Origin of the sequence: Pseudoalteromonas sp. SiA1 (assembly GCF_018732205.1) — a bacterium.
Lineage (GTDB): Bacteria > Pseudomonadota > Gammaproteobacteria > Enterobacterales > Alteromonadaceae > Pseudoalteromonas > Pseudoalteromonas tetraodonis.
The window spans coordinates 2,282,363-2,304,950 of sequence record NZ_CP076084.1 but is presented as its reverse complement, the minus strand read 5'-3'; the positions used below and the strand labels follow the sequence as shown (position 1 = coordinate 2,304,950).

Annotated in this window: 20 protein-coding genes and 5 tRNA genes; 16 read left to right on the top strand and 9 right to left on the bottom strand. The window is 41.0% G+C overall.

The annotated features are described in order from the left end of the window. Positions 1–10 precede the first annotated feature (10 nt). Positions 11–745 carry a UDP-2,3-diacylglucosamine diphosphatase gene (locus KK487_RS10675; protein ID WP_016899269.1) on the bottom strand — a complete coding sequence of 245 codons (735 nt, stop codon included), beginning with the start codon at positions 743–745 and terminating at the stop codon, positions 11–13. A gap of 67 nt (positions 746–812) precedes the next feature. Next, positions 813–1,304 (bottom strand): peptidylprolyl isomerase, encoded by a 492-nt coding sequence (locus KK487_RS10670; protein WP_013465455.1) that lies wholly within the window; start codon positions 1,302–1,304, stop codon positions 813–815. Positions 1,305–1,448: 144 nt separating this feature from the next. On the opposite strand from KK487_RS10670, the gene cysS reads away from it, so the two are divergent. Continuing rightward, entirely contained in the window at positions 1,449–2,828 is a 1,380-nt protein-coding gene (cysS, locus tag KK487_RS10665; RefSeq protein ID WP_016899270.1) for a cysteine--tRNA ligase, read from the top strand. A 188-nt stretch (positions 2,829–3,016) separates the two neighbouring features. Further along, a complete protein-coding gene (locus KK487_RS10660; RefSeq protein ID WP_016899271.1) occupies positions 3,017–3,913 on the top strand; it encodes a DMT family transporter in 897 nt (298 codons plus the stop codon). Positions 3,914–3,943: 30 nt separating this feature from the next. Here the strand turns inward: KK487_RS10660 and folD are convergent, their stop codons facing one another. After that, positions 3,944–4,798 carry a bifunctional methylenetetrahydrofolate dehydrogenase/methenyltetrahydrofolate cyclohydrolase FolD gene (gene folD, locus KK487_RS10655; RefSeq protein ID WP_016899272.1) on the bottom strand — a complete coding sequence of 285 codons (855 nt, stop codon included), beginning with the start codon at positions 4,796–4,798 and terminating at the stop codon, positions 3,944–3,946. A 347-nt stretch (positions 4,799–5,145) separates the two neighbouring features. Here folD and KK487_RS10650 point away from each other — a divergent pair. The 11 genes from KK487_RS10650 to ppiD all read left to right on the top strand — a co-directional run bounded on the left by KK487_RS10650 (position 5,146) and on the right by ppiD (position 14,601). After that, positions 5,146–5,222 (top strand) — tRNA-Pro (locus tag KK487_RS10650). Between the two features lie 55 nt (positions 5,223–5,277). Continuing rightward, positions 5,278–5,354 (top strand) — tRNA-Arg (locus KK487_RS10645). 24 nt (positions 5,355–5,378) lie between these two features. Further along, positions 5,379–5,454 (top strand) — tRNA-His (locus tag KK487_RS10640). Positions 5,455–5,472: 18 nt separating this feature from the next. Next, positions 5,473–5,549 (top strand) — tRNA-Pro (locus tag KK487_RS10635). 55 nt (positions 5,550–5,604) lie between these two features. After that, positions 5,605–5,681, top strand: a tRNA-Pro gene (locus KK487_RS10630). A 354-nt stretch (positions 5,682–6,035) separates the two neighbouring features. Further along, positions 6,036–7,340: a trigger factor gene (gene tig / locus KK487_RS10625; RefSeq protein ID WP_016899274.1), complete on the top strand. Its 1,305-nt coding sequence runs from the start codon at positions 6,036–6,038 to the stop codon at positions 7,338–7,340. Positions 7,341–7,499: 159 nt separating this feature from the next. Beyond that, complete coding sequence (clpP, locus tag KK487_RS10620) at positions 7,500–8,117, top strand: ATP-dependent Clp endopeptidase proteolytic subunit ClpP (RefSeq protein WP_013465450.1); 618 nt, start codon at positions 7,500–7,502, stop codon at positions 8,115–8,117. Positions 8,118–8,248: 131 nt separating this feature from the next. Further along, a complete protein-coding gene (clpX, locus tag KK487_RS10615) occupies positions 8,249–9,532 on the top strand; it encodes an ATP-dependent protease ATP-binding subunit ClpX (protein ID WP_016899275.1) in 1,284 nt (427 codons plus the stop codon). A 149-nt stretch (positions 9,533–9,681) separates the two neighbouring features. After that, positions 9,682–12,042 (top strand): endopeptidase La, encoded by a 2,361-nt coding sequence (lon, locus tag KK487_RS10610; RefSeq protein ID WP_013465448.1) that lies wholly within the window; start codon positions 9,682–9,684, stop codon positions 12,040–12,042. A 210-nt stretch (positions 12,043–12,252) separates the two neighbouring features. After that, positions 12,253–12,525: a nucleoid-associated protein HU-beta gene (hupB, locus tag KK487_RS10605; RefSeq protein ID WP_008111035.1), complete on the top strand. Its 273-nt coding sequence runs from the start codon at positions 12,253–12,255 to the stop codon at positions 12,523–12,525. A gap of 174 nt (positions 12,526–12,699) precedes the next feature. After that, positions 12,700–14,601, top strand: coding sequence for a peptidylprolyl isomerase (ppiD, locus tag KK487_RS10600; RefSeq protein WP_016899276.1), 1,902 nt, complete (start codon positions 12,700–12,702; stop codon positions 14,599–14,601). A 51-nt stretch (positions 14,602–14,652) separates the two neighbouring features. Here ppiD and KK487_RS10595 read toward each other — a convergent pair whose 3' ends face one another. The 6 genes from KK487_RS10595 to pspF are packed head-to-tail and all read right to left on the bottom strand — an operon-like array spanning position 14,653 to position 21,004. Further along, positions 14,653–15,414: an ATP-binding cassette domain-containing protein gene (locus KK487_RS10595; protein WP_013465446.1), complete on the bottom strand. Its 762-nt coding sequence runs from the start codon at positions 15,412–15,414 to the stop codon at positions 14,653–14,655. Beyond that, positions 15,414–16,406 carry a peptide ABC transporter ATP-binding protein gene (locus KK487_RS10590; protein ID WP_008111028.1) on the bottom strand — a complete coding sequence of 331 codons (993 nt, stop codon included), beginning with the start codon at positions 16,404–16,406 and terminating at the stop codon, positions 15,414–15,416. The genes KK487_RS10595 and KK487_RS10590 overlap by 1 nt, the downstream gene beginning before the upstream one ends. Next, a complete protein-coding gene (locus KK487_RS10585) occupies positions 16,407–17,300 on the bottom strand; it encodes an ABC transporter permease subunit (protein WP_013465445.1) in 894 nt (297 codons plus the stop codon). It abuts the gene before it with no gap. Next, positions 17,287–18,321 (bottom strand): ABC transporter permease subunit, encoded by a 1,035-nt coding sequence (locus tag KK487_RS10580; RefSeq protein WP_008111022.1) that lies wholly within the window; start codon positions 18,319–18,321, stop codon positions 17,287–17,289. Before KK487_RS10580 ends, KK487_RS10585 begins: the two co-directional genes overlap by 14 nt. Further along, positions 18,321–19,928, bottom strand: coding sequence for an ABC transporter substrate-binding protein (locus KK487_RS10575; protein ID WP_013465443.1), 1,608 nt, complete (start codon positions 19,926–19,928; stop codon positions 18,321–18,323). Before KK487_RS10575 ends, KK487_RS10580 begins: the two co-directional genes overlap by 1 nt. A 14-nt stretch (positions 19,929–19,942) precedes the next feature. Next, positions 19,943–21,004 (bottom strand): phage shock protein operon transcriptional activator, encoded by a 1,062-nt coding sequence (gene pspF, locus KK487_RS10570; protein ID WP_033104002.1) that lies wholly within the window; start codon positions 21,002–21,004, stop codon positions 19,943–19,945. Between the two features lie 186 nt (positions 21,005–21,190). Here pspF and pspA point away from each other — a divergent pair, with 186 nt between their 5' ends. The 3 genes from pspA to pspC all read left to right on the top strand — a co-directional run bounded on the left by pspA (position 21,191) and on the right by pspC (position 22,545). Continuing rightward, positions 21,191–21,850: a phage shock protein PspA gene (gene pspA, locus KK487_RS10565; RefSeq protein ID WP_016899278.1), complete on the top strand. Its 660-nt coding sequence runs from the start codon at positions 21,191–21,193 to the stop codon at positions 21,848–21,850. 66 nt (positions 21,851–21,916) lie between these two features. After that, positions 21,917–22,150 (top strand): envelope stress response membrane protein PspB, encoded by a 234-nt coding sequence (pspB, locus tag KK487_RS10560; RefSeq protein ID WP_008111014.1) that lies wholly within the window; start codon positions 21,917–21,919, stop codon positions 22,148–22,150. Next, on the top strand, positions 22,147–22,545 hold the full coding sequence (gene pspC, locus KK487_RS10555) for an envelope stress response membrane protein PspC (protein ID WP_013465440.1): 399 nt from the start codon (positions 22,147–22,149) through the stop codon (positions 22,543–22,545). The genes pspB and pspC overlap by 4 nt, the downstream gene beginning before the upstream one ends. Positions 22,546–22,588 lie beyond the last annotated feature (43 nt).

Below are 22,588 nucleotides of genomic sequence, written 5' to 3'. Positions count from 1 at the left end.
GCTAAAAACCCTACAAGGGGGTCGAAACTAACTCTTGAGAATTAGGGGTAACCACTAAATACGAACCTTGAGTATACCAATCGCCCAATACTGTGCGAGTAAGCGTTTGGTTATTAACTTCATAGGTATGTACATCAGGGCGGTGAGTATGGCCGTGGATCATATTAGCCACGTTATGTTTGGCGAAGGTTTCGAGTACTGCGCTTTGCACTACATCCAGTATTTCTATAGGTTTGTCTGCTTGGCTAAGTTTACTTTTTTCACGTGCATCACGCGCTATTTTTTTACGATACCACAATGGCATAGCAAGCATAAGTTTAGGCCACCACCAACCACGGCTCTTTCGACGAAACTTTTGGTACTCAACATCCTGGGTACACATTTCATCACCGTGCAAAATGACAGTAGGAGTGCCGTAGAGGTCGATCACTGTTTGCTCATTCAGTAAGGTCATTCCTGCCATATCGGCGTATTGTTCTCGCATGATAAAGTCGCGATTACCGTGTACAAAATAAATAGGAATACCTAAGTTATTAACTGCTTTTAGCTGTTCTGCCACTGTCGCTGAGAGTTCGCTAACATAATCGTCACCAACCCACACTTCAAAAAAATCACCTAAAATATATAGGGCGTCTACTTTTTGAGGAGTAATATGGGCGTGTAAAAATTTAAAAAATGCCGCTGTAATATCAGGGCGATTTTCACTCAAATGTAAATCGGCGATAAAGTAGGTTTGGCGAGTCATGGTGATTCCATTTAGATAAAAGCGGGTGAATACCCGCTTTATGTATTCTTTGAAGAATAATGCGGTCTTAGCTGACAGTTACACTTTCAATTACCACATCTTCAAGTGGTACATCTTGGTGGAAGCCATTGCTACCTGTAGCAACACCTTTGATTTTATTTACTACGTCCATGCCTTCTACTACTTCAGCAAACACACAGTAACCCCAGCCCTGTGATGTTTCACTGCTGTGGTTTAAAAAGTCGTTGTTATTCACGTTAATGAAAAATTGCGCTGTAGCTGAGTGTGGATCAGGCGTGCGTGCCATTGCTAATGTACCTACTTTGTTTGATAGGCCATTGTTCGCTTCATTTTCAATTGGGTCGTTTACTTCTTTTTGTTCCATACCCGGTGCAAAACCACCGCCTTGAACCATAAAACCATCAATTACACGATGAAAAATAGTGCCGTTATAAAAACCTGAGTTTGCATACTCTAAAAAGTTTTTTACTGTATTTGGAGCTTCGCTTTCGTGCATTTTAATGGTGATATCACCAAAATTTGTGTGTAGAACAACCATGAGATTTCCTATAGCTGGTTTGAATATTGACGCTATTTTATCGTAGTTGACCCAGATTAACAAAGAGCTTTGATAAACCGCTAGAGCCCATGCTTAGCAAGTGGTAACATAGCTTTTCTGTTAATCGTGAAGGAAAGCAACTAAATGGTACAAATATACAACACACTGACACGCCAAAAAGAAGAGTTTAAACCTATGGTCGATGGAAAAATCGACATGTATGTGTGTGGTATCACCATTTATGATTACTGTCACATTGGCCATGCACGCACATTTGTGGGTTTTGATGTAATTGTTCGCTACCTTCGCCACTTAGGTTACGATTTAAAGTATGTACGTAATATTACCGATGTTGATGATAAAATTATCAAGCGCGCAAATGAAAACGGTGAGGCGATTAACGACTTAACCGTTCGTATGACTAAAGCCATGCATGAAGACTTTGACAGTTTAAATATGCTACGTCCTGATATAGAGCCAACCGTAACCGGCCACATGGATGAAATTATTGCTATGGTTGAGCGTTTGATTGCCAAAGGCCACGCTTATGTTGCAGCCGATGGCGACGTTTTATTTGATGTTTCTACCTTTGAGCAATACGGAGCTCTTTCGCAACAAGATTTAACCATGTTGCAATCAGGTTCGCGTGTTGAAGTAGCTCAAGATAAAGACGATCCTCTTGATTTTGTTTTATGGAAAAAAGCCAAAGCAGGGGAGCCGTCGTGGTCATCACCTTGGGGTGAGGGTCGCCCTGGTTGGCACATAGAATGTTCAGCAATGAGCTCTAAGCATTTAGGTGAGCATTTTGATATTCATGGTGGTGGTTCAGACCTACAGTTCCCGCACCACGAAAACGAAATCGCGCAATCGTGCTGTGCAAATAATGGCCAGTATGTAAATACTTGGATCCACACCGGTATGGTACAAGTGAACAAAGAGAAGATGTCTAAATCGTTAGATAATTTTTTTACCGTTCGTGAGGTATTAAAACAATATGACGCAGAGTCGGTTCGTTACTTTTTAATATCAGGTCATTACCGCAGTCAGCTCAATTACTCGCAAGAAAACTTAGACCAAGCACGTTCGTCTCTTGAGCGTATTTACACCGCATTACGTGGCGTTGAGCCAGTTGAATGTGTGCTTGAGGGTAATGAGTATGTGGCTAAGTTTAGAAAAGCCATGAATGATGACTTTAATTCGCCAGAAGCATTACCGGTTGTGTTTGAAGTTGCTAAAGAGCTAAATCGTGTAAAAGACAGTGATAGCGAAAAAGCAGGACATTTAGCCTTTATTCTACGTAGCTTAGGTGAAATACTTGGTATTGCTCAACAAGCACCAGAGGCATTTTTACAAGGCGGTCAAAACGACGATGAAGTGGCTGAAATTGAGGCACTGATTGTAAAACGTAATGACGCACGTGCCAGTAAAAATTGGGCTGCAGCAGATGAAGCTCGCGATGCTCTAAATGCGTTAGGTGTAGTACTTGAAGATTCAGCGGGAAAAACAACGTGGCGTAAAGCTTAGGGTTTGTTGAGCTTTGCGGATTTAGCCATAACGCGCTGAACACAAAAAAAGGGTTGCCATAGGGTAACCCTTTTTTGGTTATATCAATTGCATTAGATTGATTATGCTTTTAATAAAATTGATATTGTTGACCTCAATTATAGTTGAGGTTTTAAACTCGCATTCATCAATTTAAAAATGGAAAATTAATGAATATTTTACTTGCCATGATCCCAGCTTTTTTATGGGGAACGACTTATGCGGTAACTAAATACGCAACCCCAGAGTGGCCGCCAATCTTGCTAGGAGCCATACGTGCACTCCCTGCTGGTTTATTATTGTTGTTATTTAAACCTTCTTGGCCAACGGCTAAACAGTGGCCAGGCATTTTTCTAATAGGCGCAATCAATATTGCGTTGTTTTTTAGTTTTATTTTTGTAATGGCGATTAATTTACCTGCTGCGATTGCAGGTGTCGGTATGGTGTCTGTACCGGTAGTGGCATTATTGTATGCCTGGCTTGTTAAACGGCAACAGCCAGCGTTAGTGCAAGGATTTTGTGCCCTTGCTTTAGTGGTTTTAGCATGGCGCTTATTTGACCCACAACATATTGCACTTAATTTATTGGGAGTAGTGGCACTGATAGGGGCGCTATTGACTATTGTTATAGGCAGTACGCTGGTAAAAAAAGTGACCGCTAAAGTACACTGGTGGACGGTACTTACGTGGCAATTAATCATTGGTGGCAGTTTGCTAGCGATTGTTGCTGCAATACAGGCTTTTTATTTTGCTCCCCAGCAGTATCAATTTTTAACTGCATCAATAAATACAACCCAATGGCTGGCGCTATTTTGGCTGGTGGTACCTAACACTGCTTTAGCCTATATTTTGTATGTTTGGTTATTAGGGCGAATGACAGTGGTTGAATTTACTTTTGGCACTATAGCTAACCCAATTGCCGGCATTTTATGTGCAGGGTTATTGATTAACGAACAATATGAAAGTTGGCAGTACGCGATTATGTTATTAATGATCGTGTTTTCGGTATTGCCACAAGGCTTGGACTTAATAAAACGAAGAATGATGATACAAAAAGCCCGCAATTAAGCGGGCTTTGGATTACTTTATTTTTATTTATTAGCTGTGATATTTCTCACACGCTTCTAACGTATTTTCAATTAAGCTAGCAACTGTCATCGGGCCTACGCCGCCAGGTACAGGGGTAATAAAGTCAGCTTTTTGTTCTGCAGTAGCGTATTCAACGTCACCCACTAACTTACCGTTGTCTAAACGGTTAATACCCACATCAATAACAATCGCGCCTTCTTTTATCCAGTCACCCGGAATAAACTCTGGTTTGCCTACAGCAACAACCAATAAGTCAGCACGGCGAACATGGGTTTCTAAATCTTGTGTGAACTTATGACAAACAGTAGTAGTACAGCCAGCTAACAACAGCTCAAGTGACATAGGTCGACCCACAATATTAGAGGCACCAACAACCACAGCATGCATGCCTTTGTAACGTACGCCGGTTGAATCTAGTAAAGTAATAATACCCTTAGGTGTACATGGACGAAGAGCAGGCATACGCTGTGCTAATCGGCCAATATTATAAGGGTGAAAACCATCAACGTCTTTGTGTGGAGTAATACGCTCAAGAATTTTTTCTGCATCTAAGCCCTCTGGTAAAGGGAGCTGCACTAAAATACCATCAATTTCACCATCAACATTCAACTCATCAATTAATGCTAATAGCGCTTGCTCTGTGGTGTCTGCTGGTAAGTCGAATGACTTAGAAATAAAACCAACCTCTTCACAGGCTTTACGTTTTGAACCAACGTAAACTTGGCTTGCTGGATCTTGTCCAACAAGTACCACAGCTAATCCTGGGGCTCTAAGGTTTTGTGCAACACGTTCTGAAACTCGTTCAGCCACTGCGCTACGTACTTGTTTTGCTACTGCTTTACCATCAATGATGTTTGCCGTCATGGGTGACCTTTAATTAGGTTAATTAACTTGATACCGATACATTTAAAAAACGAATGCATATATAGGGGTTAAAATGCCGATAAAGAAAACACCTTTATCTTACTCATTTTTTAATATGGCAGCTATTTTCGCAGAAAAGCGGTTAAGCGCCAAGTTGCTTTTAAAGTATAAGCGCTCGAATTATAAAAAAGAGTTTAAATTTTATCCCTGTATCGTAATATTTGACCATTATGAACTAAAAATGAGCAATTGATTTGTTTTCTTAAAAAAACGTTTGACCTAACCCAGTCAAATCACTATTATGCACCCCGTTGTCAACGAGGTCACTCGCAGACAATAGTAAGTATCGGCGATTAGCGCAGTTTGGTAGCGCACTTGGTTTGGGTCCAAGGGGTCGCAGGTTCAAATCCTGCATCGCCGACCATTTTTATGTTTACTCATAACAATTTAACTTACTAGTGAACTATGAAGTTTTCGATGCGCCCATAGCTCAGCTGGATAGAGCAACGCCCTTCTAAGGCGTCGGTCGAAGGTTCGAATCCTTCTGGGTGCGCCATTTTGAAAACAATGTAATGCCGTGGTGATTGTAGCTCAGTTGGTAGAGCCCCGGATTGTGATTCCGGTTGTCGTGGGTTCGAGCCCCATCAGTCACCCCAATTTACAAAAAAGAATATCGGCGATTAGCGCAGTTTGGTAGCGCACTTGGTTTGGGTCCAAGGGGTCGCAGGTTCAAATCCTGCATCGCCGACCACTTTCTTATAAGTGGTCTTAAATCCAACATTTAAGTATTCAAGAAAAAGTTATATCGGCGATTAGCGCAGTTTGGTAGCGCACTTGGTTTGGGTCCAAGGGGTCGCAGGTTCAAATCCTGCATCGCCGACCATTTTCCCCCTAAGCAAAACATATCTAAATTCTACCTTTATTACACAACATCCTAGTTCTATCTTTATTAATCGTATTTTCACTTAATTAGTCTGTTTTTTATTCGCTTAGTCGTTATCTACCTTGATCTACTCCAAATAATTGTCCCCTACACTCGACTATCATAAATATTAGGTTATAATGCCGCGTCTATTTGTTTAATAATATAGTGCCCTAAGGGCAGAGCAGCAATGGTATCTCCTGGTAGCGACGGATTTTTTTAAGCACCAAAGCTTGAATTTTATCAAGACGCCTATAGATTACTTTGTTTGTAAGGAAGGCGAACAGTCGCCAAAATTGAATATTGAGGTAAATCATGCAAGTTTCTGTTGAGACGACTCAAGGCCTTGAGCGCCGTCTGACCATCACCGTTCCTGCAGAGAACGTTGAGACCGAAGTAAAAAAACGCTTACAACAACTGTCAAAAACGCAGCGTATCGACGGTTTCCGTGCTGGTAAAGTTCCAGTATCAGTAATCAACAAGCGTTTCGGACCAGCTGTTCGTCAAGAAGTTGCTGGCGAAGTAATGCAACGTAATTACATTGAAGCAATTGTTGCTGAAAAAATTAACCCTGCAGGCGCACCTACATTTGCTCCTAAAGCACTTGAAGCAGGTAAAGATTTAGAATTCTCAGCAACATTTGAAGTTTACCCTGAAGTTGAAGTTCAAGGTTTAGAGAAAATTGCTGTTGAAAAACCTGCGGTAGAAGTTACTGACGAAGATTTAGCTAACATGCTAGAAACACTTCGTAAGCAACACGCTTCTTGGGCTGATGTTGATGCAGCGGCTGGCGCAAACGACCGTGTAACGGTTGATTTCGTTGGTACTATCGACGGCGAAGAATTTGAAGGCGGCAAAGCCGAAGACTTCCCATTAGAACTTGGCCAAGGTCGTATGATCCCAGGTTTTGAAGATAACATCGTTGGTAAAAAAGCAGGCGAAGAAGTGGTTGCTGATGTAACTTTCCCTGAAGATTACCATGCTGAAAACTTAAAAGGTAAGGCGGCTCAATTCACTATCACAGTGAAAAAAGTGGAAGCGCAAGAATTACCTGAATTAAGCGATGAGTTTGCAACTAAATTCGGTGTTACCGAAGGCGGCGTAGACGCGCTTAAAGAAGAAGTTAAAAAGAACATGACGCGTGAGCTAGACCAAGCGGTTAAAGCTAACGTTAAAGACCAAGCAATTAAAGGTCTTTTAGAGCAAAACGAAGTTGAAGTGCCTAAAGCATTAATCGACCAAGAAGTTGACGCACTACGTCAGCAAGCAGCTCAACGTTTTGGTGGCAATGGTCAAAACATGCCAGAGCTTCCAGCTGAATTGTTCCACGAGCAAGCAGTAACACGTGTTAAAACTGGCCTATTATTAGGTGAAGTTATTAAAGCGAATGACATCAAAGTTGATGACGCTAAAGTTGAAGCATTAATTGCTACTGTAGCTTCTGCATACGAAGATCCAACTGAAGTAGTAGAATACTACAAAGCAAATGATCAACTAATGCAGCAAATGCGTAATGTAGCAATGGAAGAGCAAGCTGTTGAAGCTATTATGGCTAAAGCAACTGTGACTGATGTTGAAAAAGCATTTGATGACATCATGAATCCACAGCAAGGTGCATAATAAGTCATTGACTTAAGCGCTCGCTAACGATTAAATGGCTCGTGTTACTCTGTTTATGCAGTGTGCCCGGGCCATTTTAGTTTGTGGTTCTTAATTAGCTAAAAATGATCATTATGCTTTTCTTAGAATAAGTATAAGCGCATAAGGAATTAAATAAGTATGAACACTGGTATGACAGATCCCCTAAACGCATTAGTCCCTATGGTTGTTGAGCAAACAGCTAAAGGCGAGCGCTCGTTTGATATTTATTCGAGACTATTAAAAGAGCGTATTATCTTTTTAACGGGCCAAGTTGAAGACAACATGGCAAACCTGATCTTAGCGCAAATGCTATTTTTAGAATCAGAGAACCCAGAAAAAGATATTTTCTTATATATCAATTCACCGGGTGGCTCTGTCACTGCGGGAATGGCTATTTACGATACAATGAACTTCATTAAACCAGACGTAAGCACAATCTGTGTAGGCCAAGCGGCTAGCATGGGCGCATTTTTACTGTCTGGTGGCGCGAAGGGTAAACGTTTTTGTTTACCGAATTCACGCGTGATGATTCACCAACCGTTAGGTGGATTCCAAGGTCAAGCGTCTGACTTTGAAATACACGCAAAAGAAATCCTGTCTATTAAAGACAAGTTAAATCGCTTAATGGCTGAGCATACTGGCCAACCGCTTGACGTTGTTTCACGCGATACAGACCGTGACAATTTTATGAGTGCAAGCCAAGCTGTAGATTACGGTATTGTTGACTCAGTATTTACTAATCGCGGTAGCAAGTAAGTATGCCTGCAAGCAGTGATGCTTGCTAATGAGAGTTACTATGCGAAAAACACTAAATTTTGGTATAGTTAAAGCGTATTAAAATAGCCACCAAGACTTTGGTGGCCAACGTAATAAAATGAGGTAGCTGAATGTCTGACACTCCTACAGACGGCGACAAAAGTAATAAATTGTTATACTGCTCTTTTTGTGGCAAAAGCCAGCATGAAGTTCGAAAGTTAATTGCAGGACCTTCAGTATACGTTTGTGATGAATGTGTAGAGCTGTGTAATGATATTATCAGGGAAGAAATTAAAGACATCGCGCCTAAGCATGATGCCGCTGACAAATTACCTGTGCCAAAAGAAATTCGTAACCACTTAGACGACTACGTTATTGGTCAAGACCATGCGAAGAAAGTATTGTCTGTAGCGGTTTACAATCACTACAAGCGTTTACGCAATCAATCAACTAAACAAGACGTTGAACTAGGTAAAAGTAATATTTTATTAATTGGCCCAACCGGGAGTGGTAAAACATTATTAGCTGAAACGTTAGCTCGTTTACTTGATGTGCCGTTTACTATGGCCGATGCCACCACACTAACCGAAGCTGGTTATGTAGGTGAAGATGTTGAAAACATTATTCAAAAGCTTTTACAAAAATGTGACTACGACGTAGAAAAAGCACAACGTGGTATTGTTTACATTGATGAAATTGACAAAATTTCTCGTAAATCAGATAACCCATCAATCACACGTGATGTATCAGGTGAAGGTGTACAACAAGCCTTACTTAAACTGATTGAAGGTACAGTGGCTTCTGTTCCTCCACAAGGTGGACGTAAACATCCACAGCAAGAGTTCCTGCAAGTAGACACCTCTAAAATACTGTTTATTTGTGGTGGTGCATTTGCTGGTCTTGATAAAGTTATTGAGCAGCGTAGCCATAAAAACACCGGTATTGGTTTTGGTGTTGACGTTAAAGAGTCGGCGGCGAGCCGTTCTTTGAGTGAAACATTTAAAGATGTTGAGCCAGAAGATTTAGTAAAATATGGTTTAATTCCAGAGTTTATTGGACGTTTACCTGTGGTTGCAACACTGACAGAACTTGATGAAGCCGCGCTGGTACAAATTCTAAGTGAGCCTAAAAACGCCATTACTAAACAGTTTTCAGTATTGTTTGGTATGGAAGATGTTGAGCTTGAGTTTCGTGATGATGCACTGCGTGCTATTGCTCATAAAGCAATGGAACGTAAAACCGGTGCGCGTGGCTTACGTTCAATCGTAGAAGGTGTATTGCTTGATACTATGTATGAGCTGCCTTCAATTGATAACGTTAGCAAAGTGGTTGTTGATGAAACCGTTATTAAAGGCGAGTCTGATCCTATCTTAATTTATGATAGCAGTCATCAAGAACACGCTGCGGCAGATTAAATTCTGAGCGAATTATAAAAAAAGGGAGCCAATGGCTCCTTTTTTTATAATTAATTTAATCGAGTTAACAAAAATTGTTGAACTTTAATTAGGTTATCCCCATATACTTGAGTAATCTTTAAATAAATGAAGTGCAAAGAGAAAATACAATGACGCTTGAGAGAAACGATCGAGTCGAAATCCCTGTGCTAGCACTGCGCGATGTGGTGGTGTATCCACACATGGTGATCCCGCTTTTTGTAGGCCGTGAAAAATCAATAAAATGCCTTGAAGCGGCAATGGATAAAGACAAACAAATTTTCTTAGTTGCACAAAAAGATGCAACTGTAGATGAGCCTGAGAAAGACGATATTTATCGTGTTGGGACAATTGCGACTGTACTTCAATTATTAAAGCTACCCGATGGTACAGTAAAAGTATTAGTTGAAGGCACACAACGTGCGAATATCGAAGAGTTTGTTGATAACGAAGACTTCTTCGTTGCCAATGCACAGTTTATTGAGTCTGATTCAGTGAACGAACAAGAACAAGATATCTTTATTCGTAGTGCATTGAGCCAGTTTGAAGGCTATGTAAAATTAAATAAAAAAATTCCACCTGAAGTGATGACCTCGGTCTCTGGTATTGATGAGCCAGCGCGCCTTGCTGATACCATGGCTGCGCATATGCCATTGAAAGTGCCTGAAAAACAAAAAGTACTTGAAATATCTAGCGTTACAGAACGTTTAGAGTACTTAATGGCGCTGATGGAAGGTGAAATAGACTTATTGCAAGTTGAGAAGAAAATTCGCACCCGCGTTAAAAAGCAAATGGAAAAATCGCAGCGTGAGTATTACCTCAATGAGCAAATGAAAGCGATTCAAAAAGAGTTGGGTGAAATTGATGACGTACCGGATGAATTTGAAGCGTTGAAAAAGCGCATTGAAGAGTCTGGCATGCCATCAGAAGCGAAAGAAAAAGCCACAGCTGAGTTAAATAAGCTTAAGATGATGTCGCCAATGTCGGCAGAAGCCAGTGTTGTTCGCTCATACATAGATACGTTAATTAACGTACCGTGGAAAAAGCGCTCTAAGGTGAAAAAAGACTTAGCCGGCGCGCAAAAAATATTAGATAGCGACCACCACGGCCTTGATAAAGTCAAAGAGCGCATTATTGAGTACCTCGCAGTACAACAGCGCACAAATAAACTTAAAGGGCCAATCTTATGTTTAGTTGGACCGCCAGGTGTAGGTAAAACATCACTTGGACAGTCTATTGCGCGTTCAACGGGTCGTAAATACGTTCGTATGGCACTCGGTGGTGTACGCGATGAGGCTGAGATTCGTGGGCATCGTCGTACTTACATTGGCTCTATGCCTGGTAAGTTAATTCAAAACATGACTAAAGTGGGCGTTAAAAACCCATTATTCTTGTTAGATGAAATTGACAAAATGTCAGCAGATATGCGCGGTGACCCTGCATCAGCATTGTTAGAAGTATTGGATCCTGAGCAAAACAGTCATTTTGCGGACCATTACTTAGAAGTTGATTACGACTTATCTGATGTGATGTTTGTTGCAACCTCAAATAGCTTTAATATTCCAGGTCCTTTATTAGACCGTATGGAAGTGATTCGATTATCGGGTTACACCGAGGACGAAAAGCTAAATATTGCTAAAGAACACTTAATTCCTAAGCAAATTAAGCGTAATGGTCTAAAAGCTAAAGAAGTTGAAATCGCCGACAGTGCTATCATTGGTATTATCCGTTATTACACTCGTGAAGCGGGCGTGCGTAATTTAGAGCGTGAAGTATCTAAGCTATGTCGTAAAGCGGTTAAAAATATCTTAATCGAAAAAGACACTAAAACAGTGACAATTGATGCAGATAACCTTGAAGAATACTTAGGTGTGCAACGCTTTGATTACGGTAAAGCAGAAGACGGCGACCGTATTGGTCAAGTTACAGGCCTTGCATGGACAGAAGTAGGCGGTGACTTACTCACGATTGAATGTGCTGCAGTACCAGGTAAAGGCAAATTGACTTACACCGGCTCGTTAGGCGATGTAATGCAAGAGTCGATTCAAGCGGCAATGACCGTTGTGCGTAATCGTGCTGATGAGCTGCGTATTAATAGCGACTTTTATGAAAAGCGCGATATTCACGTACACGTACCTGAGGGTGCAACACCTAAAGATGGCCCAAGTGCCGGTATTGCAATGGTAACGTGTTTGGTTTCAAGCTTAACCGGTAATGCGGTGCGCTCTGATGTAGCCATGACAGGTGAAATTACCTTACGTGGTGAAGTATTGCCTATTGGTGGTTTAAAAGAGAAATTATTAGCGGCTCACCGTGGTGGGATTAAAACGGTCATCATTCCAAAAATTAACGAACGTGACTTAAAAGAGATACCTGACAATGTATTGGCGGGTCTTGATATTCACCCAGTTACATGGATTGATGAGGTATTAAAGCTTGCTTTAGTGCATCCAGTTGATAGTTTTTCAGTCGAAACACCGAAAAAGCAGTAAAAAAGCCAAAAAAAGTGCTTTTAGGGGCTTTTCAAATCTAAACGGTATGATAAGTTAAGCACTGGTTTTCAAGCCTAGCCCTTGCAGGGCCTAGGCTTAAGAAAAATATAATCATATGAGCTTTAAATAAATGCTCAAAAATTTCAAAACAGTGATGTTAGTTTAAAAAAACAATCGCTCTTGATAACAACAATGAAAGAGGATGATATTGTGAATAAATCTCAATTAATCGATCAAATCGCAGCTGATGCTGACATTTCTAAAGCGGCTGCAGGTCGTGCACTAGATTCATTCATCGAATCTGTATCTGGCGCGCTAAAAGATGGCGACTCAGTTGCACTTGTTGGTTTTGGTACTTTCTCTGTACGTGAGCGTGCTGCTCGTGCAGGTCGTAACCCACAAACTGGTGAAACGATTCAAATTGCTGCAGCTAACATCCCAGCTTTTAAAGCCGGTAAAGCGCTTAAAGACGCAGTAAACTAATCACTGTGTAAACAAATTAGTTATGGCGAGTGAACAATACGCTTAATTATTCTAATCGATGAATTAAGTTACTTCACCGCCAGTTACTTCAAGTGAAAAAGCGTATCTGGTAAGATACGCTTTTTTTACATATGACAAGGTAGAAAAGACCTTGGTCAGAAAAGAGATAAACAAATGCTTGAGAAAATCAGAGAAGGTTCGCAAGGGCCGGTAGCCAAAGTCATTTTAGGCGCGGTGATTTTATCTTTTGCCTTAGCTGGGATCGGTAGTTACTTAGGTCAAACCACAGAACAACCCGTTGCTGAAGTAAATGGAATTAAAATTAGCCAAACAGAATTTAGCCGTGCGTTGCAAAATGAACGTAGCCGCTTAGAACAACAATTTGGTGAATATTTTACCCAAATAGCAGCCGATCCAACTTATATGGCTCAAATACGTCAAGGCGTGATTGACCGTTTAGTACAACAAGAATTACAAAGCCAGTTAGCGACTGAGCTGGGTCTGCGTGTGAGTGATGAAAGTATTCGTCAAACAATTTTAGAGCTTCCTTATTTTAAAATTGGCGATCAATTTAATAACGACCGTTACTTACAAGTGATTCGTCAAATGAACTTCCAACCTGATTCATTTCGAGAGTACCTTCGTGATGATATGACACGTAGCCAGTTAGTGTCAGCGGTTGCAGGAACTGACTTTGCATTGCAAAACGAGCTTAAATCAGCCATTGCACTGCAACAACAAACTCGCAGCATTGATTATTTAGTCATTGATAAACAAGCAATGCAGGCTAATGTTGACGTTACTGATCAAGAAGTGGCTGATTATTACGAATTAAATGCAGGGCAATTTTTATCGCCAGAGCTTATTTCAGTTAATTACATTGAGTTAGATGCAGATGATATCGATGTTGCATCGGTAAGCGAAGACGACGTAAAAGCATATTATGAGCAGAGTAAAGCGCAATATATTGAGCCTGAAAAACGTCGTGTATCACATATCTTAATTGATAACAGTGAAGATGACGATGCGGCAAAAGCGAAAGCTGAGTCTTTATTAGCACAGCTTAATGCGGGTGCTGATTTTGCACAATTAGCTGAATCGTCGTCAGATGATATTGTTAGCGCCGAAATGGGTGGTGACTTAGAGTGGATTGAACGTGATGTCATGGAGCCTGCATTTGAAGATGCTGCTTTTGCACTGCAAAACAAAGGTGATTACTCTGATGTAGTAGCCTCTGAATTTGGTTATCACATCATTAAACTTACAGACATTCAATCGCAGCAAGTTAAACCTTACGATGCCGTGAAAGCCGATTTACGTGCTGAACTTGAACAAGCTGAAAAAGTGGATGCGTTTTACGAGAAGCAAACAGAAATGGGTGCGTTAGCATTTGAGATTTCTGACCGCTTAGACGATGCTGCTGAAGTGGCGGGTGTTGAAGTACAATCTACACCGCTATTAGCACTGAGTGCGCTTCCTGAGCCGCTTAATAATCCTGCGGTTATAACCGCATTATCATCAGTTGAATTACTAGAAGATAAAGTAAACTCAGAAGTAATCGAACTAGGTAATGAGCACGTGATTGTGGTTCGTGTTAACGAGCATCAACCGGCTGCAACTAAAGCATTGAGCGAAGTAAGCGAGCAAATTAAAACACGCTTAGTAAACGAAAAAGCGTCCGATCTTGCTAAAGAAAAAGCACGTACCTTATTTGCACAAATCAAAGACGGTAAGAGCTTAAACGATGTTGCTGCTGAGCAGTCACTAAGCGTTCGTCAAGAGTCGCAACTTACTCGTGAAAGCTTTGCTGTTTCGCCTGCTATTGTTACCCAAGTATTTAAAATGGCGCACCCACGAGATGGCGCAGTTTATGATGTAGTTAACTTAAACAATGGTGATGCTGCTATTGTTGCGCTTAACTCAGTCACGGATGCACTAGTGAGTGACAGCATTGAGCCACAAATGAAGCAAAATATCACGATGGCCCAAGCACAGAAAAACTATACGGTATTCATTGAGTCGCTTAAGCAACAAGCGGAACTAAATGTACCAAAAGCAGCGCAACCTGCGGAATAAATAATAGCTAAACTATAAAAGGCGCCAATTGGCGCCTTTTTTGTTTTTGTATTAACAGCTTAATAAGCGTTGAGTAACCTTTGACTGTGGGCTTTGAAAAATAGCTTCAGTGGGACCGTATTCAACAATTTCACCTTTATTGAGAACGACTAATTGGTCGCTAATATGACGCACTAAACTTAAGTGATGGGTGATCAAAATATAGGTTAAACCGGTTTCGAGCTGTAATTTAAGTAATAAGTTAACTATTTGCGCCCTCACAGAGGGGTCAAGCGACGAAAGTGCCTCATCGAGTACAACAACCTTGGGATCTAAAATAAGTGCGCGAGCGAGCGCTATACGCTGTAATTGCCCAATACTAAACATATGCGGATAGTATTGTTGATGATCAACCAGCAAACCGACCTTAAGTAAAGTACTGCCAATTTTTTCACTGCGCTGATCTTTATCAAAATCGGTATTAAATTTTAGGCAATCGTCGAGCATTTCTGCAATGGTTAATGCCGGGTTTAATGAGGTGGCCGAATCTTGAAAAATCATTCGGATGTAACGGCACTGAGCATCGCGCTGGCCGTTGTTTTCAATGGTGTTATTTTCTAATAATATTTGTCCGCTGTCTGCACTGTATGCGCCAACTAACAATTTAGCGAGGGTGCTTTTTCCTGAGCCGGTTTCACCAATAATGGCAATCGTTTCACCTTTACCAATACTAAATGAGATGTTTTTTAGTACATCAAATTTTTTACGGCTAAATAAACCTGCACGCATGTTAAAGGCTTTTGACAAGGCTTGAACTTTTAACAAGGGTTGCATTATTTTACTTCCTTGATCAATGGAAAGTGACACGCGTAACTATGGCCGTGGTGTTTAGAGAGTTTAGGGGCAACCACACACTCTTTTTGTGCTTGCGGGCAACGCGGTCCTAAACGACAACCAATCGGTAAATGTTGTAGTGTAGGTATGGTGCCTTTTAATGCATAAAAAGGTTCTTTATGGGCTAAGCCGTGCTCATAATCAGGTAAGCTTTTTAATAAAGCCTGCGTATATGGATGACGCGGTTGGCTAAAAATACGGTGCGTTGGACCAGCTTCAACCATTTGTCCGCAATACAAAACATGAATACCATGTGACCAATTTACTATTTCTTCTAGCTCATGGGAAATCATCAAAATAGACATATTCTTTAGCTGATTCAAACTTTTTAATAATCGAAATACCTGCGCACGAGTGGTACTTTCTAGTGCGGTTGTTGGCTCATCAGCAATGAGCAATTTAGGTGTACGCGCAATGGCCATGGCTATCATGACTTTTTGACAAACGCCTTCAGAGAGTTCATGAGGGTAGCTATCAAGCACGGCTTCATGATTTTTAATGCCCACTTTGTGTATCAGTGCTTTTACACGATCTTTACGCTCTCGGTTGCGTTTTAAGAAAAACCCTTTGGCGGCCACTTCAGGCAGTGTTTCAGCGATTTGGTTAAATATTTTTGCAGTAGGGTCAAGGCAGCGACTTGGATCTTGGTAAATCATTGCAATGTCTTGGCTGACGGTTTTACGGCGCTGCTCTGGTGTGAGGCGCATTAAATCAACACCGCGCCAATGCATTCTATCGGCGGTTATAACCCAGCGTTCGTTAAGTACGCCTACAATGGCTTTTGCAATTAAGCTTTTTCCTGAGCCGGATTCTCCCACTAAGGCGTGTACTTCACCTTCTTTTAAACTAAAACTTACCCGGTCAACAGCGCGAATAGCAGTTTCAGACGTTTGCAGCTCTATGGTTAAGTTTCGAATATCTAGTAAATGCATTTAATCGGCCTTACGCGCTTGTAAAACTTTGCGAAGTCCATCGCCCACCAAGTTTGTTGAAAGAACGGCTAAAAATAGCAGTACACCCGGAAGAGCCACCGTCCATGGCGCTAAATAAATAAGCCCTAAGTTTTCGGCCAAAATAGCACCCCATTCAGTGGTGGGCGGCTGCGCGCCAAGTTTTAAAAACCCTAGCGCAGCAATATCTAAAATAGCAGTAGAGAGGGCCATAGTAAAAATAACCACAATATATTCATACACATTAGGAAAAATACCGCGCGATAAAATATGCCACTTAGAGGCCCCATCGAGCCGGTACGCTGTGACATAATCTTTACCTAGCTCATCAACGATTAGGTTTCTAATGGAATGAATAAACTGTGGTAACAGCGCTAAAATAATTGCCCAAACGGTATTCATTAATCCAGGACCGAGTATGGCAATAATAATAATGGCCAATAATAATGAGGGGATAGACAAGGTTACATCAAGTAAATGGTTCAAAAAGCTAGAGCGTATGCCTTTGCTAATACCAGCAAATGTACCGACTAACACACCAATTATGGTGGTAATTAGTGCAGCCACGACCGACAAGCCAAATGTATAAGTCGCGCCATTCATTAAGCGTGAAAGCACATCTCGGCCTAAGTCATCGGTGCCTAAAATAAACCGCACATCGCCCATTTCATTCCATGACGGTGGCAGCAGTAGTGCATTACTGTGCTGTTGGTTTACTCCATAGGGCGCAAGAAACGGTGCTGTTGCAGCTAATATACTAAAGGCAATAAACACCCATAAGCCCACCAATGCAGGATGGTTATTTTTAAATTTTCGCCATAGTCTCGCTAATGGCGATTTATTTGAATCTTCTGAAAATAAATTAAACTTTGCCATGCGCTTGGTTCCGAGACAGAGGATCGAGTAGGGTGTATGTTAGTTCAGCTATAATTGTGGCAATAATAATGAAAAAAGAAACGGCCATTAACCCCCCTTGTATGGCAGGGTAGTCACGTTGATAAATACTGTCTATTAACCAACGGCCAATCCCCGGCCATGAAAAAATAACCTCGGTGATCATAGCAAGGGTGATCAAGGTGCTAAATTGCAGACCTATTTGCTTTATGACTGGCAGTAATGCATTTCTCAGGGCGTGATGAATAATAAGCTGCCCACGGTTAAGGCCTTTGGCGCGAGCTGTTTTGATAAAGTTTTGATCCATTACTTTTAACATTGACTCGCGAGTAAAGCGCACCAATACAGTGGTCGGATACATAGCCAGTACAATGGTAGGTAATGTTAGGTGATGCAGTGCATCAAGCATTGCCATGCCATTGTAGGGAAAATCAGCTAGTAAAATATCCAGTAAGATAAACCCCGTACTGGCAGGTATTTCATACAATAAGCTCACTCGCCCCGACATAGGAAACCAACCAAGTTTGAGCGAAAAAACCATAATTAGTAATAACGCGAGCCAAAAAATAGGCATAGAATAGCCAACCATAGCTGTTGAGCTAATTAATTTATCAGGCCATTGTTTATGATAAGCCGATGCTAAAATCCCGACAGGCACGCCTACCACAACCGAGATGACTAACGCATAAATACTCAGCTCTAAGGTCGCTGGAATTAAATCAACCACGTGAGCAAAAACACTATCTCCTGAGGCAAACGACACGCCCCAATCGCCTTGTACTATTCGCCCGACAAAGGCAATGTACTGCATAAAGTAGTTACTGTTAAACAGGTACTTTTCTTCTAGCTGTGCATTTTGAGTAAAGTTAGTGTCTGGTATGCCACTTAAGTTACTCAGTGGATCGCCAGGGAATAAGTAGCTCAGCGAAAAAGTAAAAATACTCAGTAATAACACCATGAAAAATAACAATCCGAGGCGGCGTAAAATATAATCGAATAACATTACTTCTTCCTCGCGTTAGCCAATGAAATAGCGCCAAATGGCCCGAGTGTGATCCCCTCAACATCAGCACTACTTGCCTGAAAACGCATGCCGTGGGCTATTGGGTATAAGGGTAATTGTTCGATGATCATACTTTGTGCAGCGTCGTAATATTGTTTACGTAAATTTAAATCGGTCGTATCGAGAGCTTTAGTTAACAGTAAATCAAATTCAGGATTACACCAGTTCGCTGGGTTTTTGCCACTGAAGGTCGCGGTGCAGCTAAGTAACGGGCTAAAAAAGTTATCAGGATCAGGCGTATCTGCTGCCCAACCTAATAATACACTGTCGTGACGGTGCTCGCCTATGCGTTGAATAAAGGTGTTCCACTCATACTCGACAATATTAACGTTAACGCCAATTTTGCGTAAATCGCTTTGCATCAGCTCTGCCATTTTTCGTGCATTAGGGTTATAAATACGGCTGACAGGCATAGCCCAAATGCTCATATCAAACCCTTTTTCATAACCGGCTTCTGTTAATAGTTTTTTTGCCAGTTGTGGGTCGAAAATTGGCATGTTCTTTTGTGGTTCAAACGCCCACGACGTGGGTGGTAGTATTGACCGCGCACGAAGTCCATTACCGTAGTAAACTGCCTGCATTATTTTTTCTATATCAATGGCATGCACTAAGGCTTGGCGTACTTTTAAGTTATCAAACGGAGGGCGTTCGGTATTAAATGCCCAATAACCTATGTTTAAGTTGGTTTCCCTTTCAACGTTAATATCATCTCGCTGAGCTAAAATACTTAACTGTGCACTGCTAGGATGCGCAGTTACGTCACACTCTTTGGTAAGAATTTTAGCAATACGCGTGGTGCCATTAGGGGTAATGTCGTACACCAACTGCTCAAGTGCCACCTCGTGTTTCCAATAGTCAGCGTTTTTATAAAAGCGTACTAAATGGTCTCGTCGGTATTCTTTGTAAATATAAGGACCGGTGCCAACTGGATATTGATCAAATAGGTTTTCTTGGTTGTTGGCTTTGAGCGCCATGGCATATTCTTTAGAGAGCACCACGGCGAAATCGGTCGCCATATTCGCTAAAAAACTGCTTTCTGCGTTAAATAATTCAAACCGAACTTGGTGATCAGACACCCTGACAATTTTACGAATAAGTTGGTCAATACCCACACTTTGAAAGTAGGGGTAATTCGCATCACCGACAAAGTGATAGGGGTTGTATACATCAAATAAACGACTGAAAGTGAAAATGACATCATCAGCGTTAAATTCGCGTGTTGGAGTAAAATACGCGGTGGTATGAAATTTAACCCCTTTGCGCAGAGTAAAAGTGACAGACTTACCGTCTTTGCTAATTTTCCAGTCGGTGGCTAGTTCGCTTTTAAATTCAGCAGTCACAGGGTCAATACTAATTAACCGGTCGTACAACTGGTTAGCAATAATATCGATGGTTGATCCTGTGGTTGTGACTTGAGGATTGAACGACACAGGATTTGCCTCAGCGCAATAAACGAGGCCTTGGTTTTTTTCTTCTAAGATTTCTTCTTTACTATCAATGCAACCTACTAAACTCAATGATAATAAAGCAAGTAATAATTTATGCACCCGCACAACCTCTACTATTCCAGCAAATTGTATTTTTTCAAATAACCACGTAATTGATGATACGTTAAACCAAGTACTTCTGCAGTCTTCTTTTGATTAAATTGGCTATGTTCTAATGCTTTTTTTATTAATGTGATCTCAAATTCATTAGAGAGTGTTTTTAAGTCACAAGGAAACTCAGGTTCTGCGTTACTCAAACTCGGTGTTACAGGCGCTTCTGTGGGCTGGGTGTTAACAACTTCATTTTGCACAGCAACAGGGGCTTGTGTATGTTTAATACGTGCTTTAGGTCTAAAGCGGCTTTCGAATGGGTCTAAAATAATTTTATGCACAGGGATGTGTTCATTGCCGTGGCGATACAGACTTCGCTCCACCACATTTTTAAGCTCACGCACATTACCCGGCCACTCATAACTGAGTAAACTTTCTTGTGCATTGCGAGTAAAGCCACTAAATAACTCCCACTCTAAGTCGCGTGCCATATTCATTGCAAATTGCTCAGCCAGTAACATAATATCGTCTTGGCGTTCGCGCAGTGGCGGTAGAGTGATCACATCAAATGCGAGCCTATCGAGTAAATCGCTTCTAAATTCACCTTGCTGCGCTAAATGCGGTAAGTCTTCATTGGTCGCACAGACTAAGCGCGTATCTACTTTAACCGTTTGTTTGCCGCCAACACGCTCAAACTCACCATACTCTATTACCCTTAATAGCTTTTCTTGCACTAGGGCAGAAGTATTTGCCAACTCATCTAAAAATAAGGTGCCGCTATTAGCCCGCTCAAATCGGCCTTCATGGCGTTTACTTGCGCCAGTAAATGCACCACTTTCATGGCCAAATAATTCACTTTCGAGTAGATTTTCGTTTAATGCCGCACAGTTGAGTTTGACGTAACTTTGATCCCAGCGCTTGGATAAAAAGTGTAAACGTGCTGCAATAAGCTCTTTACCGGTACCACGTTCACCAATAATAAGTACGGGTTTATCTAGGTTTGCTAGCTGCGATACCTGATCAAGAACCGATAAAAAGCTGTCTGATTGGCCGAGCAAATTATCCTGTTGGCGATATTGACTCATATTTCCTAACTCTTAGTCATTTTTACTAACAGTTAGTGTATTTCATTATGATTGATAACAAAAGCAATTTGTAATTTACATTTAACTATTTGAAATTTATTGCTATTTTAAAATTAAAAAAGTTGGCAAGCATATTGATACTAATAAAAGCAGACACATTTAGATTAAATAATAGAGGTATATGTTATGGGAATTTTTTCACGTTTTGCAGACATTGTTAATTCTAATATCAATGCCATTTTAGATAAAGCAGAAGACCCTGAAAAAATGGTTCGTCTTATTATCCAAGAGATGGAAGATACACTGGTAGAGGTACGCTCTACATCAGCAAAAACACTCGCTGAGAAAAAAGAATTAGTACGTCGCGTAGACACACTAAAAGCCCAAGTAAACGATTGGCAAGATAAAGCCGAATTGGCACTGAGCAAAGATCGTGACGATTTAGCACGCTCAGCATTACTTGAAAAGCAAAAATCAGCCGACGCAGTTGCTGCGGTAGAAAGTGAACTTGACCATGTAGAGTCTCATATTGAGAAGCTACAACAAGAGGTAACTACGCTACAAGAAAAGCTAGCAGATGCTAAGGCACGTCAAAAAGCGATTATTTTACGTCAACGCTCGGCTGAGTCGCGCCTTGAAGTTAAAAAAGCGCTTGATAGTTCTAAAGTAGAGGATGCACTTAATCGCTTTGAACGTTACGAAACCAAAATTGATGGGCTAGAATCTCAAATAGAGTCTTATGATTTAGGTAAACAAACGTTAGCTGATGAAATTGCAGACTTACAAAAGAATGAAAAGATTGATGACGAGTTAGCTGAACTTAAAAAGAAACTCGCAAATAAATAAAACGATAATATCAGGGGCCACGTGCCCCTGACATCAACATAGAATACGGATTATCAGGAGAGGATTATGTTTGATCCAGAGATACTAGTTGCCCCCTTTATCTTATTTATGATTTTTGTTGCGCCACTGTGGTTAATTTTACACTACCGTAGCAAAAAGCAAGTAAGCCAAGGGTTGAGTGAGCATGAGCATCGCCAATTATTGGAGCTTGCACAAAAAGCTGAAAAAATGGCTGATAGAGTAGAAACATTAGAAGCGTTGCTTGATCAAGAGTCACCTCAGTGGAGACAAAAAGTATGAACACTAAACGCGAATTATTCAGAGACCCACAACGCGGCAAAATAGCTGGCGTATGTGCCGGTTTAAGTGACTACTTTAATATGGAGTTATGGTTAGTTCGCATTATATTTGTTAGTGCGGTACTACTAACCGGTGGCCCATTATTTGTGGTAGCGTACATTGCAGCATGGTTTATTTTAGATAAAAAACCTGCTGCAACACATAAAACGCATTCAACTTACAGTGATGACCCACTAGAAGTTAAGTTTAAAGTATGGCAAAAGGGCGAGCCACCTCGTCGTGCATTACAAGACTTAAAAGAGCGTTTAACACGTGTTGATGTTCGCTTACAAGAGATGGAACGTTACGTTACCTCAAGCGAATTTACAGTCAGTCGTGAAATTAATAAACTTTAAAGGATTGATAAGCACCTTGTTTGTAACGTGAACAATTACGGCA

Coding starts and splice junctions, on each gene's coding strand:
- KK487_RS10670 (WP_013465455.1), bottom strand. CDS start 1,304: ATGGTTGTTCTACACACAAATTTTGGTGATATCACCATTAAAATGCAC.
- clpP (WP_013465450.1), top strand. CDS start 7,500: ATGAACACTGGTATGACAGATCCCCTAAACGCATTAGTCCCTATGGTT.
- pspF (WP_033104002.1), bottom strand. CDS start 21,004: ATGAGTCAATATCGCCAACAGGATAATTTGCTCGGCCAATCAGACAGC.
- KK487_RS10585 (WP_013465445.1), bottom strand. CDS start 17,300: ATGGCAAAGTTTAATTTATTTTCAGAAGATTCAAATAAATCGCCATTA.
- clpX (WP_016899275.1), top strand. CDS start 8,249: ATGTCTGACACTCCTACAGACGGCGACAAAAGTAATAAATTGTTATAC.
- pspB (WP_008111014.1), top strand. CDS start 21,917: ATGTTTGATCCAGAGATACTAGTTGCCCCCTTTATCTTATTTATGATT.
- pspC (WP_013465440.1), top strand. CDS start 22,147: ATGAACACTAAACGCGAATTATTCAGAGACCCACAACGCGGCAAAATA.
- cysS (WP_016899270.1), top strand. CDS start 1,449: ATGGTACAAATATACAACACACTGACACGCCAAAAAGAAGAGTTTAAA.
- KK487_RS10595 (WP_013465446.1), bottom strand. CDS start 15,414: ATGCAACCCTTGTTAAAAGTTCAAGCCTTGTCAAAAGCCTTTAACATG.
- KK487_RS10590 (WP_008111028.1), bottom strand. CDS start 16,406: ATGCATTTACTAGATATTCGAAACTTAACCATAGAGCTGCAAACGTCT.
- KK487_RS10580 (WP_008111022.1), bottom strand. CDS start 18,321: ATGTTATTCGATTATATTTTACGCCGCCTCGGATTGTTATTTTTCATG.
- KK487_RS10660 (WP_016899271.1), top strand. CDS start 3,017: ATGAATATTTTACTTGCCATGATCCCAGCTTTTTTATGGGGAACGACT.
- KK487_RS10675 (WP_016899269.1), bottom strand. CDS start 745: ATGACTCGCCAAACCTACTTTATCGCCGATTTACATTTGAGTGAAAAT.
- lon (WP_013465448.1), top strand. CDS start 9,682: ATGACGCTTGAGAGAAACGATCGAGTCGAAATCCCTGTGCTAGCACTG.
- pspA (WP_016899278.1), top strand. CDS start 21,191: ATGGGAATTTTTTCACGTTTTGCAGACATTGTTAATTCTAATATCAAT.
- folD (WP_016899272.1), bottom strand. CDS start 4,798: ATGACGGCAAACATCATTGATGGTAAAGCAGTAGCAAAACAAGTACGT.
- tig (WP_016899274.1), top strand. CDS start 6,036: ATGCAAGTTTCTGTTGAGACGACTCAAGGCCTTGAGCGCCGTCTGACC.
- ppiD (WP_016899276.1), top strand. CDS start 12,700: ATGCTTGAGAAAATCAGAGAAGGTTCGCAAGGGCCGGTAGCCAAAGTC.